13 protein-coding genes and 2 pseudogenes are annotated in these 13612 nt (G+C 66.3%); 8 read left to right on the top strand and 7 right to left on the bottom strand.

Annotated elements, in window-relative coordinates:
* Positions 1–11 precede the first annotated feature (11 nt).
* Genes FDW81_RS11410 through FDW81_RS11400 form a run of 3 tightly spaced genes read left to right on the top strand, consistent with a single transcriptional unit; the run spans position 12 to position 3306 of the window.
* Positions 12–1001: an ABC transporter permease gene (locus FDW81_RS11410; RefSeq protein WP_138134300.1), complete on the top strand. Its 990-nt coding sequence runs from the start codon at positions 12–14 to the stop codon at positions 999–1001.
* Complete coding sequence (locus tag FDW81_RS11405; RefSeq protein ID WP_205754614.1) at positions 998–1870, top strand: ABC transporter permease; 873 nt, start codon at positions 998–1000, stop codon at positions 1868–1870. The genes FDW81_RS11410 and FDW81_RS11405 overlap by 4 nt, the downstream gene beginning before the upstream one ends.
* Positions 1867–3306 (top strand): ABC transporter ATP-binding protein, encoded by a 1440-nt coding sequence (locus FDW81_RS11400; protein ID WP_138134299.1) that lies wholly within the window; start codon positions 1867–1869, stop codon positions 3304–3306. The genes FDW81_RS11405 and FDW81_RS11400 overlap by 4 nt, the downstream gene beginning before the upstream one ends.
* Positions 3307–3643: 337 nt before the next feature.
* Here FDW81_RS11400 and FDW81_RS11395 read toward each other — a convergent pair.
* Positions 3644–3766 (bottom strand): annotated as a pseudogene (locus tag FDW81_RS11395) (ribosomal protein bL36).
* A gap of 171 nt (positions 3767–3937) precedes the next feature.
* Here FDW81_RS11395 and FDW81_RS11390 point away from each other — a divergent pair.
* The 4 genes and pseudogenes from FDW81_RS11390 to FDW81_RS11375 all read left to right on the top strand — a co-directional run.
* On the top strand, positions 3938–4948 hold the full coding sequence (locus FDW81_RS11390; protein ID WP_240720197.1) for a metal ABC transporter substrate-binding protein: 1011 nt from the start codon (positions 3938–3940) through the stop codon (positions 4946–4948).
* A 43-nt stretch (positions 4949–4991) separates the two neighbouring features.
* Entirely contained in the window at positions 4992–5738 is a 747-nt protein-coding gene (locus tag FDW81_RS11385; protein WP_370278962.1) for a metal ABC transporter ATP-binding protein, read from the top strand.
* Positions 5738–6652, top strand: coding sequence for a metal ABC transporter permease (locus tag FDW81_RS11380; protein WP_138134297.1), 915 nt, complete (start codon positions 5738–5740; stop codon positions 6650–6652). Before FDW81_RS11385 ends, FDW81_RS11380 begins: the two co-directional genes overlap by 1 nt.
* A gap of 36 nt (positions 6653–6688) precedes the next feature.
* Positions 6689–6943 (top strand): annotated as a pseudogene (locus FDW81_RS11375) (transcriptional repressor); the annotation flags it as partial.
* 106 nt (positions 6944–7049) lie between these two features.
* Here the strand turns inward: FDW81_RS11375 and FDW81_RS11370 are convergent.
* Genes FDW81_RS11370 through paaA form a run of 6 tightly spaced genes read right to left on the bottom strand, consistent with a single transcriptional unit; the run spans position 7050 to position 12065 of the window.
* Positions 7050–7829: an enoyl-CoA hydratase/isomerase family protein gene (locus FDW81_RS11370; protein ID WP_138134296.1), complete on the bottom strand. Its 780-nt coding sequence runs from the start codon at positions 7827–7829 to the stop codon at positions 7050–7052.
* A gap of 30 nt (positions 7830–7859) precedes the next feature.
* Complete coding sequence (paaE, locus tag FDW81_RS11365; protein ID WP_138134295.1) at positions 7860–9101, bottom strand: 1,2-phenylacetyl-CoA epoxidase subunit PaaE; 1242 nt, start codon at positions 9099–9101, stop codon at positions 7860–7862.
* Positions 9102–9110: 9 nt separating this feature from the next.
* Positions 9111–9641 carry a 1,2-phenylacetyl-CoA epoxidase subunit PaaD gene (paaD, locus tag FDW81_RS11360; protein WP_138134294.1) on the bottom strand — a complete coding sequence of 177 codons (531 nt, stop codon included), beginning with the start codon at positions 9639–9641 and terminating at the stop codon, positions 9111–9113.
* 5 nt (positions 9642–9646) lie between these two features.
* Complete coding sequence (gene paaC / locus FDW81_RS11355; RefSeq protein ID WP_138134293.1) at positions 9647–10588, bottom strand: 1,2-phenylacetyl-CoA epoxidase subunit PaaC; 942 nt, start codon at positions 10586–10588, stop codon at positions 9647–9649.
* Positions 10585–11064: a 1,2-phenylacetyl-CoA epoxidase subunit PaaB gene (paaB, locus tag FDW81_RS11350; RefSeq protein WP_138134292.1), complete on the bottom strand. Its 480-nt coding sequence runs from the start codon at positions 11062–11064 to the stop codon at positions 10585–10587. The genes paaC and paaB overlap by 4 nt, the downstream gene beginning before the upstream one ends.
* Positions 11061–12065 carry a 1,2-phenylacetyl-CoA epoxidase subunit PaaA gene (gene paaA, locus FDW81_RS11345; RefSeq protein WP_138134291.1) on the bottom strand — a complete coding sequence of 335 codons (1005 nt, stop codon included), beginning with the start codon at positions 12063–12065 and terminating at the stop codon, positions 11061–11063. The genes paaB and paaA overlap by 4 nt, the downstream gene beginning before the upstream one ends.
* A 488-nt stretch (positions 12066–12553) precedes the next feature.
* Between paaA and FDW81_RS11340 the strand changes: the two genes are divergently transcribed.
* Complete coding sequence (locus tag FDW81_RS11340) at positions 12554–13528, top strand: type IV toxin-antitoxin system AbiEi family antitoxin domain-containing protein (protein ID WP_138134290.1); 975 nt, start codon at positions 12554–12556, stop codon at positions 13526–13528.
* Positions 13529–13612: the final 84 nt, after the last annotated feature.

Raw genomic sequence — 13612 nt, 5'->3', positions numbered from 1 at the left:
GAAAAGCTTCCATGGGAACACCCTCAGCCAGGCTCCCGATTCCTTCCGGTCCTGCCGCCCGCATCCTTCGCCAGCGCACCGTGCAGGCGGTCGCCGTCGTACTGCTGGTCTCCACGGCATGCTTCGCCATTGTGCAGAACCTGCCCGGAGACATCGCTTTCCGCATTGCCGCCGGCCGGTACGGATATGACCAAGTCACCGCAGCTTCAGCGGACAGCGTCCGCGCTGAACTGGGACTGGACCGGCCCGTCTGGCAGCAGCTCATCGACTGGCTCACAGACCTGCTCACCTTCAACCTCGGCACTTCCCTGGTGACGGGAGGATCCGTCGCCGGCGAGCTGGCGTTCTATCTTTCCAGCAGCATCCAGCTCGCCGCAGTGGCCCTGGCCATCGCCTTCGTGGCAGGTGCAACCGCCGGCGCCCTTGCCGCCACCCGGCCCGGCGGGGTGCTGGACCGGGTCACCAATCTCTGGGTTTCGGGTGCACGCGCACTGCCTCCGTTCCTCCTCGGGCTGGTCCTGATCCTGGTCTTCTCCGTCCACCTTGGCGTGCTCCCGGCCGCAGGCCACGGAGAAGCAACCAACATCGTGCTGCCGGCCGTGACCCTTGCAGTCGGGCTTTCCGGGCTCTTTGCCCGCGTCACCCGCGACACGGTCGTACAGGTGAGGGAATCCGGGTACGTCCACTTCGCCTACACCAAGGGCCTCAACGGCCGACTGGTGTTCTTCCGGCACATACTGCGCAACACCGGGGTCACACTGATCGCCTACGTCGGTGTCCAGGTGCTGATCCTCATCGAAGGAGTCGTCATCGTTGAAAGCCTCTTCGCCTGGCCGGGCCTGGGACATGCACTCGTCCACGCCATTTTTTGGCGGGACATTCCCATGATCCAGGCCACCGCCGTGGCACTGGCCCTCCTCGTCGTCGTCCTGAACACTGCCGTTGACCTTGGCTCTGCCGCCATCGATCCCCGGCCCCGCCGCCGGGAGGTGGTCCTGTGACGGCCCCCGCAACCAGCCAGTCCAACAGGGACAGCAAACAGGATCGGGGATCGGCAGCCGTGCCGGCACCCGCCCGGGGGTTTTCCGCCCTCACCCGGGCGCAGCGCGCCTCGACCGTGCTGCTGGCTGCGCTGGCGCTCTTTGCCCTGGCCGGACCTTTGGCCTGGCCCGACCACGCAGCCCAGGACCTGGCGCGGTTCCTGGAAGCCCCCAGCCTGGCTGAGCCGCTGGGCACTGATCACTTGGGCCGCAGCGTCATCGCCCGTCTCGCACACGCCACCCGGCTCTCCCTGCTGATGGCCCTGCTGTGCGTCGGGACCGCGCTGCTGCTCGGAACACTGGCCGGCATCACCGCCGCCTGGCGGGGAGGATGGGCAGACACCGTTCTGCACGGACTTTCCGAAGCCTTCATCGCACTTCCGGCACTGCTGGTGGTCCTTATCTTCTCCGCTCTTGCCAACGGTGAACTGTGGTCGCTGTACATTGGGCTCGCCCTGGCCCAGTGGGTGGAATACTTCCGGATGATCCGCTCACGCAGCGGCCTGGTACTTGCCGGTGCTGCCGTCGAGGCGGCCGGGCTGCTCAAACTCGGACCCGTACACATCGTGCGCCGGCACCTCTGGCCCGAACTGCGGCCCCTGCTGACCACCATGGCAACATTCGGGATCGGCTCCTCGATCCTGGCCCTGTCCACCCTCGGCTTTGTCGGCGTCGGGGTCCGGCCACCCACGCCGGAACTGGGGCAAATGGTCACCGAAGCCTTCCCCTACTACCACGAGGCGCCCTGGATGTCCCTGGCACCTGTCCTGGTCCTCGTCACCATCCTCACCGGGCTCCTGGGCCTGCGTAACAAGGAGTCCCGCCCGTGACACTGCGCTTGAACAACCTCGTGGTAACCCACGGCCGAACGACGCTAGTGGAAGCCGCCGACCTGGACTTTGTGCCGGGGCACCCCGTCACCATCGTGGGTGAGAGCGGTTCGGGTAAATCGCTGCTCGCCCACGCAATCATGGGTACGCTCCCGGCAAACCTCACCGCACGGGGAAACCTCACCCTGGACGGCCACACCTACGATCTGGCCGACCCCGGGAACAGGCGCAGGCTCTGGGGCCCGGTCATGTCCCTGCTTCCACAGGAGCCCATGCTCGCACTCGATCCCACCATGCGGGCCGGCGAACAGGTGGCCGAAGCTGCGACCTGTTTCAGGACAGATAAAAGAAGCGCCCGCGCCGGCGCCGGAAAACTGCTGGGCGCTCTGGGCCTGGCCCCGGCTGCCACCGCCTTCCCGCATACGCTCTCCGGTGGAATGGCCCAGCGGGTGGCCTTCGCTGCCGCCACCATCGGCGGGGCTCAAATCCTGATAGCGGATGAGCCCTCCAAAGGCCTGGACGAGGGGGCCCGGAACGAGCTTGCAGCCCTGTTGCAGCGGCACGTCAATGACGGCGGGATCCTGCTGACCATCACCCACGATTTGGAACTCGCCCGTAAACTCGGCGGGAATGTCCTGGTCATGCAGAAAGCCAACATCGTCGAACAGGGACCGGCCCGGGAAGTGCTAACACATCCTTCCCACCCCTACACCCGCCGACTGCTTGCAGCTGAACCCTCCAACTGGCGGCACCCCTGGGTCACAGCGCCAGAACCCGGGGAGTCAACAAGTCCGGCTCTTATCCGCGGCAAGGGGCTGTCGAAAGCCTTCGGAAAACAACAGCTTTTTTCCGGACTGGACGTGACGATCCATCCACGGGAACGGGTGTCCTTGAGCGGCCCGAGCGGCAGCGGCAAAACTACGCTGGGCAACGTGCTGTTGCGCCTGCTGCCCCCGGATGCCGGAAAGATCCAGCACTCCGACGTACTGCAAGGCGGCCGGCTGCAAAAGCTCTACCAGGACCCCGCCCTGGCCTTTCCAGCCAGGGTGCCCCTCAAAGACTCCTTTGGCGACCTGATCCGACGCCACCGCCTGAATCCGGAACGCCTGGAAGAACTCATGGGCTCACTGCGCCTTGCGCCGGCGCTGCTGACCCGCAAACCCGGGCAGGTCTCCGGCGGGGAACTCCAACGCCTGGCCATCATCCGCTCGATGCTCCTGGAACCGACCCTGGTCTTCGCCGACGAGCCCACCTCACGCCTTGACCTCATCACCCAGGAGGAAACCATGGCCTGCCTCATGGAACAGGTGGAACGCCAGGACTGCGCGCTGGTACTCGTCACTCATGACAGCGGCCTCGGCAGGGCTGTAGCCCACCGCAGCATTCCGCTGGGCACAAGCAAAGAAGATGCCGAAAGGATCGAAACCTTCGCCTGAAAAGCACGGTTTATCGACGTTCCAGCCCCCGCTTCGGGCAAGCGCCCGAAAACCGGTGGGGGTGCAACCGCCGACGCCGCCGAACACCGCGCACCTGATCCTGACATGGAAGCCAACACTGACAACGGGGCATGCTCCTGCTGCCAGTGCAGTTTCCGGCGCGAACCAACCCCGCCGACCAGTAGCATTCCTGCTGACCGGGACCGGCAGCGCCGGCAGCTCCTGGCGATTGCGGCCTGCGGGAGCCGTAAGGGGCTGCCGTCACGTGGGACCAGCTCGGTGCCGGGCCTAACCGCCCGTTGCATCACTTCTGGCCACCGTGAGGGCGAGCCGGGGATCAGCCTTGGCGGGCCTTCATGCGCGGGTTTTCTTGTTGATGACGAAGGTCCGCCCGCGGCGGCGGACGATCTGTGCGCCCGGTACTTTTCTTCATGGCCCGCAGCGAGTTCCGTACGTTCATGAGTTGCTCCTTTGTGAGGTGGTCGGCTGTTTCGTTGAGGTGGAAAGGGTCGGGGAATGCGCCACCGCCACGCCGAACACGGCGACCACTAGGACGCACTTGAAGCGCCTCTTTAGTTCGACCCGTGCACTCGAATTGACACTGATTCTCATTAGGGTGAGAATCAGTGTCATGAAACCCCGCACCCGCCTTGCTTTTGCCATGCCCCTTTTGACCGCACTGTCCCTGACTGCCTGCAGCCCGGAGGCGCCGGCGGACTCCTCTTCCTCTGCCGCAGCTACCGGGGGAAGCTCCGGATTGAAGGTGATGGCGTCCTTTTATCCGCTGCAGTATGTGACCCAGCAGGTGGGCGGGAACCTTGTCTCGGTCGAGTCCCTTACCCCTCCCGGCACGGAACCGCACGACCTGGAGTTGTCCCCGGCGTCGGTGGCTGCCCTGGAAAGCGCAACGGCCGTTGTCTACCTCTCCGGGTTCCAACCAGCCGTTGATGAAGCCATCAAGCAGGCATCACCGGCCCGCGTCCTGGATGTCTCCGAAGAAGCAACCCTGCCGGCGGGGCACTCCGAAGAGGAGCACGCCGCCGAAACACACACTGATGGTCCCGCCACCGAAGAAGCACACGCGGACGAGACCGGAGACACCCATGGGCATGCGGGCGAAGAGTCAGCGCAGGACCTGCACTTCTGGCTTGACCCGGAGCGCCTGGCCCACACTGCCCACGCCGTCGCTGAGGAACTGGGGAAAGCAGACCCGGCGAACGCTGCCGCCTACGAGGCCAACGCCGAAACGCTGTCTGGGAAGCTGACCACCTTGGATGAGGACTTCAAGAAGGGTCTGGCAACCTGCGAGACCCGGACTATCGTGGTGTCCCACGAAGCGTACGGCTACCTCGCGAATAAATATGACCTGAAGCAGGCAGGCATCTCCGGCCTCGCACCTGACACCGAACCTTCCCCGGCACGTCTGGCCGAAATCGGCCAGGTAGTCAAGGATGAAGGGGTGACGACAATCTTCACTGAAACCCTGGTCAACCCAAAGGTCGCCGAAACCCTCGCTGCGGACCTGCACGTCAAGACCGCGGTCCTGGACCCGCTCGAAGGCCTCACTGACGAAAGCTCAGACTACGAAAAGGTTATGCGTGCCAACCTCGAAGCCCTGCGCACAGCCTTGAACTGCGCCTAAAGTGCCTGAAAACCAGCCGCCTATCCGGACCCGGGAACTGCGTGTGGCAGTGGAAACCGGAACCATCCTGCACGGCATCGACCTGACAGTCTCCGCCGGAGAAGCCGTGGCGCTGCTGGGCGCCAACGGGTCCGGCAAATCCACGCTGGTCAAAGCACTCATGGGGATCGCCCCTGTGACCTACGGCGCCGCAGAACTCTATGGCGCCGACATCACCACAGCACGAGGATCGGTGCCCTGGTCACGCATCGGCTATGTTCCCCAGCGATTGGGCCCCAGTTCCGGAGTGCCGGCCACAGCCCTTGAAGTGGTCGGTTCCGGGCTGCTGGACAACAGGCGTTTCCGCCCGGGCCGCGGCGCCCGGCGGAAGGCCGTGGAGGCGCTGGAGCAGGTCGGGCTGGCCGACCGCGCGCATGACAGCGTGCAGGTTTTCTCAGGCGGCCAGCAGCAACGGGTGCTCATCGCCCGCGCCCTCGTCCGCGACCCTGACCTCATCATCCTGGACGAGCCCTTAGCCGGAATCGACCGGGCCTCCAAGGAGGCACTGGCCAGCACCCTGAACCGCATGCGCGGACAAGGGACAACAATACTGGTGGTCCTGCACGAACTTGGCGAACTCGCCGACATGATCGAAAGGGCCGTGGTGCTGCGCCACGGCCGGATCATTTACGACGGACCACCGCCGCCCGCCGCGCAAGGCCACGACCACCCCGAACACGACCACGTCCATGCCCACGCGGACACGCCCTCTCCCGGGCACACCGTCCCTGATCTGCGTTCGGAGTGGTAATGGCTTTCTTCGACACGCTGGCGGCCATGCTCGCCAGCCCCCTCATGCAGCGCGGGCTGATGGTTGCCGTGCTGGTGGGCATCTCCGCCCCCGTCATGGGCACCTACCTGGTACAGCGGCGGCTCGCCCTGCTCGGCGACGGGATCGGCCACGTCGCCCTGACCGGAGTAGCGATGGGCTGGCTCGCCGGCAGCGCAGCAGGACTGACCCCGCATGACCTGCTCGCCGTGCCCGGCGCCGTCATCGCCGCCATCATCGGGGCCGTGCTCATAGAACTGGTCAGGGAAAAGGGAAAAACCAGCGGAGACGTCGCGCTGGCTCTCCTCTTCTATGGCGGCATCGCCGGCGGGGTACTGCTCATCGGCCTTGCCGGCGGCACCGCGGCCAACCTGACCGGCTACCTCTTCGGGTCCATCTCAACGGTGACCGAACTGGACGTCTGGCTCACCGCCGCGCTGGCCGTACTCATCCTGGGTATCGGCCTGGGCCTGCGGCCTGCCCTGTTCGCACTAAGCCATGACGAGGAATTCGCACGCGCCACCGGCCTGCCCATCCGCGCCCTGAACATCCTCGTGGCCGTACTCGCGGCACTGACAGTGTCCGTGTCCATGCGCGTCGTAGGCGTGCTCCTGGTCTCGGCGCTCATGATCGTGCCCGTCGCGATAGCCCAGCTCACGGCACGGTCCTTCCGCGCCACCATGACAACAGCAATGGTGGTCGGAGCGACAGTCTGCGTCACCGGGCTTTCCATTACCTACTTCCATCGGCTCTCGCCCGGGGCGACCATCGTGGTTCTCGCGATCGGTGTCTACGCCGCCGTGGCCCTCATCCGTCCGCTTTTCCGGCGCCCGAGCGAGGACACCGACCCTCACCTGGATGCCGAAGACGACGTGCGGCTGCACGAGAACACTTGAGATGGAACGGCGAACCCGGGTTCAGCACTGGAAGAGATGCTGAAACGCACCCCCGAGTTCCAAAGCGCGCAGCAGCTGCACGCCAAGTTGCTGGACACCCGGGAGACCCTCGCCCTGGCCACGGTCTACCGGCTCCTGCAATCCATGGTCAGCGAAGGTGAAGTTGACGCCCTTCGCAGCCAGGACAGCGAAACCAAGTACCGCAGGTGCCAGCGCAAAGAACACCACCACCACCTTGTCTGCCGCCGCTGCGGCCACACCATCGAAATCGCCGAAACCACCGTCCAGCGCTGGGCTGACAAGAAAGCCCGAATGCACGGCTTCACCGCAGTCTCCCACACCCTCGAACTCATGGGAGTCTGCGGAACCTGCGAACGCGAGGTGACTTCCCAGGGATTCAACCGCGAAACTGCGGCTCCCGCTTCTCTTGAAAAGCCCGGAAACCCTCGGCGTAGTCGTCGGTCTTGCAGAGCCGTGCCTGCTCGGCGTTCTCCTCGGCCATGGCCTCCCACAGGCCCAGGCGCTGGTCGCGGATGTGCGCCACCAACTCCTTGCTCGCGGTGAACGCCCCGGTGGCCCCCGCAGCCACCTTAGCCACGATCCCCCGGGTCCTGTCCAGCAGCTCATCCGCGGGCATGGCCCGGCTGAACAGCCCCTGCGCCACCGCCTCGGCGCCACTCATCAGCTCGGCCGTGTAGATCAGGTCCAGGGTCCGGTGCATGCCCAGCCGCTCGGTGAAGTACCAGTGCCCGCCCGAATCCAGCGTGGCCCCCAGCTTGGCGAACGGCGACCCAAACTTCGCGTTCTCCGCCACGTACACCACGTCCGTGGCCAGCAGCAGCCCCAGCCCCACGCCCAGGCAGGCACCGTGGGCTGCCGCAAAGGTGGGCGCCGGGAAGGACGCCATCTTCTTCAGCAGCGGCTCAACCAGCCCGCCCAGATACGCGGCAGCGTCGTCGTCCTCCGGCGAGACGCTTGAGATGTCCCGGCCAGCGCAGAAGGCCCGGCCCTCTCCCCTCAGCAGCAGCGCCCGCACCTGCCCGCGTGAGGCGGCGGCAGCAGCGTCGTCGTACGCCTGGGACAGCTCCTGCAGCGCCTGCTCATCCAGCGAGTTCAGCTTCTGCGGCGCGTCCAGCACAACCTCGGCCACGTTGTTGCTGATGGAAAGGGAAATCATGGGGCTCCTTGGGGTGGGACGGGGCACTGCTTAGACGTCGAAGTCGACGGTGACTTCCTTGCTGGTGGGGTGGCTCTGGCAGGTCAGCACGTAGCCCCTGTCCAGCTCATCCTGCTCCAGCGCGTAGTTTTCGTCCATGGTCACGCTGCCCTTGACCACCTTGGCCCGGCACGTGCCGCACACTCCCCCGGCGCACGCGAACGGCACGTCCGGGCGGACCCGCAGCGCGGCGTTCAAGATGGACTCGCGGGCATGCGTGGGGCTAGCCACCTCGCCCTGCAGGCCGTCCAGCTTGAACGTGATTTTGTACGTCTCCTTGGACTCGTCCACCAGCACGGGCCGGCCGGCGTGTCCCTCCGGCTTGTCCGGCTTGCCGGACGTGAACAGCTCGAACCGGACGTTTTCCGGCTTCACGCCGCGCTCGGCCAGGGTGTCCCGGCACAGCTGCACCAGCTCGAACGGCCCGCACAGGAACCACTCGTCCACGTCGTCCGCGTGGATGGCCGTGCCGAGCAGCTGCTGGAGCTTCCCGGCGTCGATCCTGCCGCTGAGCAGGGGCGCGATCCGCTGCTCGCGGGACAGCACGTGATGGATGGCCAGCCGCTGCGGATACTTGTCCTTCAGGTCCGCCAGCTCCTCCAGGAACATCACGTCCATGGCGGCCTTGTTGGCGTAGATCAGGTCGAACCGGCACTCCGGGCTGGCCGCCAGCAGCGTGCGGGCGATCGCGATCACCGGGGTGATCCCGCTGCCCGCGGCGATGGCCACGAAGCTGGCCTCCCCCTGGCGGGCGACGTCCCCGGCCAGCTGCTCCGGGTTGTTCATGGAGTTCATCCGGTTCTGCTCCACGGCCTTGCCGTCCCGGCCGTGCTTGGACACGAACGCGCCCATGGGGCTCATGACGTCCAGGGTGTCCCCGGCCTTCAGCTCGGCGTTGGCCCAGGTGGAGAACAGGCCGCCCAGGTCCTTCTTGATGGCCACGCGGATCTCGCTGGTGCCGTCCTCGAAGCTGCGCGGCTCGGCGCAGATGGAGTAGCTGCGCCTCACCTCGTGGAGCTCGCCGTCCTCGTTGGGCAGCTTGGTGCGCAGGGCCACGTACTGGCCGGGCAGGTAGTCGAAGTGGCCGGCGAGCTCGGCTGGGACGTGGAAGGCGACCTCGATGGCGTCCTCGGTGAGCCGGCGCACCTCCTTCACGGTGAGGGTGTGGAAGGACGGACGACGGCGGCCGGTGGCCTGCGCCTCTTCGGCGGCCGTCTGGCGGACAACAGGCATGGGGGTTCCTTACAGGACCTTGAAGTAGTCGAACGGTTCTTTGCAGTCCTGGCAGACATACAGCGCCTTGCAGGACGTGGAGCCGAAGCGGGTGAGTTCCTTGGTGTTGAGGCTGGAGCACTGCGGGCACTTGACGGCCATGCTCAGGCGGATGGGGCCGGCGTGGCGTGCTGCTGTTGATTTTCCTGATGGCGGCGCGATCCCGTACTCCTGCAGCTTGGCTTTGCCAGCCTCGGTCATCCAGTCCGTGGTCCAGGCCGGCGACAGGACCAGGTTGACCTCGACGTCCTGGTAGCCCTCTTTGTCGAAGGCTGCTGTGAGGTCGTCACGGATGGCGTCCATGGCGGGGCAGCCCGAGTACGTGGGGGTGATGGTGACGATGACCTTTCCGGCCTCCGTCACTTCCACGTTGCGCAGGATACCGAGGTCCTCGATGGTGAGCACCGGGATCTCGGGGTCGACCACGGTGGCGGCGATGTCCCATGCCTTCTGCTGGGCGGTTTTGGTTTTCGGCTCGAAGTCTGAGACGTAGATTGCCATGGCTGTCACCATTTCGCTCCGGGGTATTCGCGGGCCAGCACCTGCATCTCGGCCAGGATGTAGCCCAGGTGCTCCGAGTGCCTGCCCCGCCTTCCGCCGCCGGGGGCTGCCGGCACGTCCGGGACGTCCAGTTCGGCTTCCTCCAGGAGTTCGCCGGTCAGCCGGTCGAAGTCCTCCCGCAGGCTGGAAGGCGCGACGGCGGCACCCGCCTCGGCTAGGCGGCGCGTCAGGTCGTCGTCGCGGAACAGTTCCTCGACGTAGGGCCACATCAGGCGCAGTCCGTGAACCATCCGCCGTCGTGATTCCTCCGTGCCGCCAGCCAGGCGCAGGATCCACTGGGCGCTGTGGTCCCGGTGGTAGTCCACTTCCTTCACAGCCTTTGCGGCGATGGCGGCCAGGGTTCCGTCTGTTGATTCCGTCAGGCGCCGGTACAGCTCGAACTGGTAGTAGCTCACGATGAACTGGCGGGCGATGGTGACCGCGAAGTCGCCGTTGGGTTGCTCGAACAGCTGGACGGAGCGGAACTCGTGCTCGCGGCGGAAGTAGGCCAGGTCGTCCTCGGTCTTGGCAGAGCCGTCGTCGTTGGTCATGGCGCCGCCGGCGTAGCTGAGGAAACTCCGGGCGTGGCCCAGCTGGTCCAGGGCGATGTTGCCCAGGGCGATGTCCTCCTCGAGCTCGGGGGCGCGGGAGATCCAGTGGCCCAGGCGTTGGGCGAGGATCAGGGCGTCGTCGCCCAGGCGGAGCGCGTACTCGGCGATGTCCTCGCTGGGCTTGAGGCCGGTGCGGACCTCGAGCGCGATGTCCTCCGGGCGGAGCGCGTTGCCGGGCGTGATGCGGGTGGCGGAGGCGTTGGAGTCGCCGCTGCCGGTCGGGGCTGCGACGCCGGTGGAGATGTCGCCGTGGCCGGTGGTCTCTGCTGCGTCGGTGTTCGTTGGGGGTGTGCTCACAGGTGCTTCACCCCTTCGCTCTTGGTGTAGTAGGTGGCATGGCGGTAGTCCTTGCCCTGGGGCGACTCGAAGAAGCTGCCCTTGGCGTCGGGGTCGCTGGCGGCGATGGCGTCGGCCGGGACCACCCAGATGGAGACGCCCTCGTTGCGGCGGGTGTAGAGGTCCCTGGCATTCCGAAGGGCCATGGCGGCATCCGGGGCGTGCAGGCTGCCGGCGTGGACGTGGCTCAGGCCGCGGCTGGACCGGACGAAGACCTCCCAGAGGCCCCAGGCGGAGCGGTCGTGATGCTGCGGCGGCGCAGAAGCGGCCGGGGCTGCCGGCGCGCTCGGGGCTGCTGGCGTGTTCGGAGCTGCCCCGCCCGAAGTGTCAGCCGTGGTGTTCGCCGTGGTGTCCGGGCCGGCCGGCACCTTCTGCGCGTCGCGGTTGATGTCGGTGGCGGAGCCGGCGGGCTCTTCCGGGTTGCCGTGGGGACTCATGCTGCGTATTCCTTCGTCGTCATTGACTGTTTTGCCTGCTGTTTCGCTGCATAGGCGGCCGCTGCCTCGCGGACCCAGGCGCCGTCGTCGTGCGCTTCCCTCCGGCGCTCCAGGCGCTGGGCGTTGCAGGGGCCGCGGCCGGCGAGCACTTCCTGGAACTCGTGCCAGTCCAGCGGGCCGTGCTCCCACTTTTTGGTGTCCTCGTTGAAGCGGACCTGATCGTCCGGGAGTGTGAGGCCCAGGACCCTGACCTGCTCCACCATCATGCCCACGAAGCGGCTGCGGAGCTCGTCATTGCTGAAGCGCTTGATGTTCCAGGCCATGGACTGCCTGGAGTTGGGCGAATCGTCATCCGGCGGGCCGAACATCATCAGGGCCGGGGCGTACCAGCGGTTCACGGCGTCCTGTGCCATCTGCTTCTGGGCCGGGGTGCCGTTGGAGAGTTCGAGGAGGATCTCGAAGCCCTGGCGCTGGTGGAACGACTCTTCCTTGCAGATGCGCACCATGGCGCGGCCGTAGGGTCCGTAGGAGGCGCGGCACAGGGGGACCTGGTTGCAGATGGCCGCGCCGTCCACCAGCCATCCAATGGCACCCATGTCCGCCCAGGTCAGGGCCGGGTAGTTGAAGATGCTCGAGTAGCGGGCCTTGCCGGCGATGAGGGCGTCCATCATCTCGTCCCGGGTCTGGCCAAGGGTCTCGGCGGCGGAGTAGAGATAGAGCCCGTGGCCGGCCTCGTCCTGGACCTTGGCCATGAGGATGGCCTTGCGCTTCAGGCTCGGGGCCCTTGTGATCCAGTTGGCCTCGGGCTGCATGCCGATGATCTCCGAGTGCGCGTGCTGCGAGATCTGGCGCAGGAGGGTCTTGCGGTAGGCCGGCGGCATCCAGTCCTTGGGCTCGATGCGTGAGTCCTCGGCAATAATGCGGTCGAAGGTGGCCTTGCCTGCCGCCTCCTCTTCCGGGGATAGCTCAACTGGCACTGACTGCAAGTTCTGCGCTGCCATGGTTGCTCCTATGCAAAGACCTTCTGGGACGTGCGGAATTATTTACCGACCGTTCGTTCAGGATATGCGGAGGGGCTTCAGGGCGTCAAGCGTGCGTCCCCCTTCCGACGCCCCCTGCCCTTGCCCTGCCGACCCGCGCGACACACCCCGCCTACGACACGCGAATTCGATTCCGACGCGGGCATTCCGCTCCGCGGCCCAAATTTCGGGTGCGTCAGGAAAGGTGCGGGTCGAAAAGGAATCAGCGCAGCGCGGGTGCCCCGGCACCAGGCCTCCAGAATGGGACGTCTGGTTACACCTCCCGGCTTAACCGCTCCGCCCGCGACTCGCAGATACGGTTTCGCTACGGACGCTCCTCTTCGCGGCCCAAATTCCGGTTGCGCGAGGGAAACTGCGGGTCGCCAATGAAGGACCACGCCGCCGGCACTTCTCCACATAGCGGCAGTTGCCCCTCCCGCCGGATGGCGCAGAGCTGACAGCGTCGGCATATGCCCGATCTTCCACCGCTTCTGCTGTCCCGTGACCGAATTCTGCACGGGCTTACCCCGAACGAGCTCGCCAAGCGCGTTAAGGCCGGCGCCCTGGTCCGCGTCCGGCACGGCGTGTACGTGGACGGGGAGACCTGGCGGAACCTGAAACCGTGGGAGCAGTACCGCCTCCGCGTCCAGGCGGCTGCCGAGACGTTCGAGAAACCCACGGTTTTCGCCCGGCGTTCCGCCGCCAGCGTGTGGGGTCTGCCCGTGGTTGGCTGGCACCACCCCGTCCAAGCACTGACGTTGAAGAACGACGGCGGCAGGTCGCGTGCGGGTGTCAGCCGACTCTTTGTGGCGCGGGCGGGCTTGGCAGTGGTCACCCGGGAGGGCCTGCTGGTCACTGACCGCATCCGGACCGTCCTGGACCTGGCAGCGTATACGCCCTTCACCGAAGCTGTAGTTCCCATGGACCACGTACTCCGGCCGGACCATGCCCGGCGGCTGCCTGCCCTGACCAGGACTGAGCTGGAAGGCGGCATCGGACCGTGGTATTCGGCTGCCGCCGGGCGGAGGATAAGGGCGGTTATTGATTTTGCGGATCCGGCCTCGGGCTCGGCCGGTGAATCCTTGAGCCGGGCTGTTATCCATTTGGCCGGCTTCGAAGCCCCGGTGTTGCAGCAGGGAATTTCAGACGCAGCCGGTCTGGTGGGTTACACGGACTTCTACTGGAAGCACCCCAGGGTTATTGGGGAGTTCGACGGTGAGGAGAAGTATGTCAAGCCCGAGTACTTGAACGGCCGTACCGCATCCCAAGCCGTGGTGGCGGAGAAGGAACGGGAAAACCGGATCCGCGCCACCGGAATGAAGGTGGTGCGCTGGGATTGGGCCGACCTCATGGAGCCCGGCACGCTCGAACGCAAGCTGGCGGCGGCCGGGGTGCCACGCCGTCGTACGCGTTCTGCCGTTGTCGACGCGCAAATCCGAACGTGACGCGCATATTCGGAGGCGCAGCCCGTATTTGGGTGTCGCCACGGCATCTGGGTGTCGCCGGTGAAACCGGGGGTCGTAAGGGAA

Origin of the sequence: Pseudarthrobacter sp. NamB4 (assembly GCF_005796185.1) — a bacterium.
Lineage (GTDB): Bacteria > Actinomycetota > Actinomycetes > Actinomycetales > Micrococcaceae > Arthrobacter.
Note: the sequence above shows the minus strand (reverse complement) of the source record. Positions and strands in the feature narration are given on the sequence as shown.

What these genes read in the sequence shown, in the direction of transcription:
- FDW81_RS11410 (WP_138134300.1), top strand. Translation starts at nt 12, where the DNA reads ATGGGAACACCCTCAGCCAGGCTCCCGATTCCTTCCGGTCCTGCCGCC.
- FDW81_RS11390 (WP_240720197.1), top strand. Translation starts at nt 3,938, where the DNA reads ATGAAACCCCGCACCCGCCTTGCTTTTGCCATGCCCCTTTTGACCGCA.
- FDW81_RS11380 (WP_138134297.1), top strand. Translation starts at nt 5,738, where the DNA reads ATGGCTTTCTTCGACACGCTGGCGGCCATGCTCGCCAGCCCCCTCATG.
- FDW81_RS11370 (WP_138134296.1), bottom strand. Translation starts at nt 7,829, where the DNA reads ATGATTTCCCTTTCCATCAGCAACAACGTGGCCGAGGTTGTGCTGGAC.
- paaE (WP_138134295.1), bottom strand. Translation starts at nt 9,101, where the DNA reads ATGCCTGTTGTCCGCCAGACGGCCGCCGAAGAGGCGCAGGCCACCGGC.
- paaD (WP_138134294.1), bottom strand. Translation starts at nt 9,641, where the DNA reads ATGGCAATCTACGTCTCAGACTTCGAGCCGAAAACCAAAACCGCCCAG.
- paaB (WP_138134292.1), bottom strand. Translation starts at nt 11,064, where the DNA reads ATGAGTCCCCACGGCAACCCGGAAGAGCCCGCCGGCTCCGCCACCGAC.
- paaA (WP_138134291.1), bottom strand. Translation starts at nt 12,065, where the DNA reads ATGGCAGCGCAGAACTTGCAGTCAGTGCCAGTTGAGCTATCCCCGGAA.
- FDW81_RS11340 (WP_138134290.1), top strand. Translation starts at nt 12,554, where the DNA reads ATGCCCGATCTTCCACCGCTTCTGCTGTCCCGTGACCGAATTCTGCAC.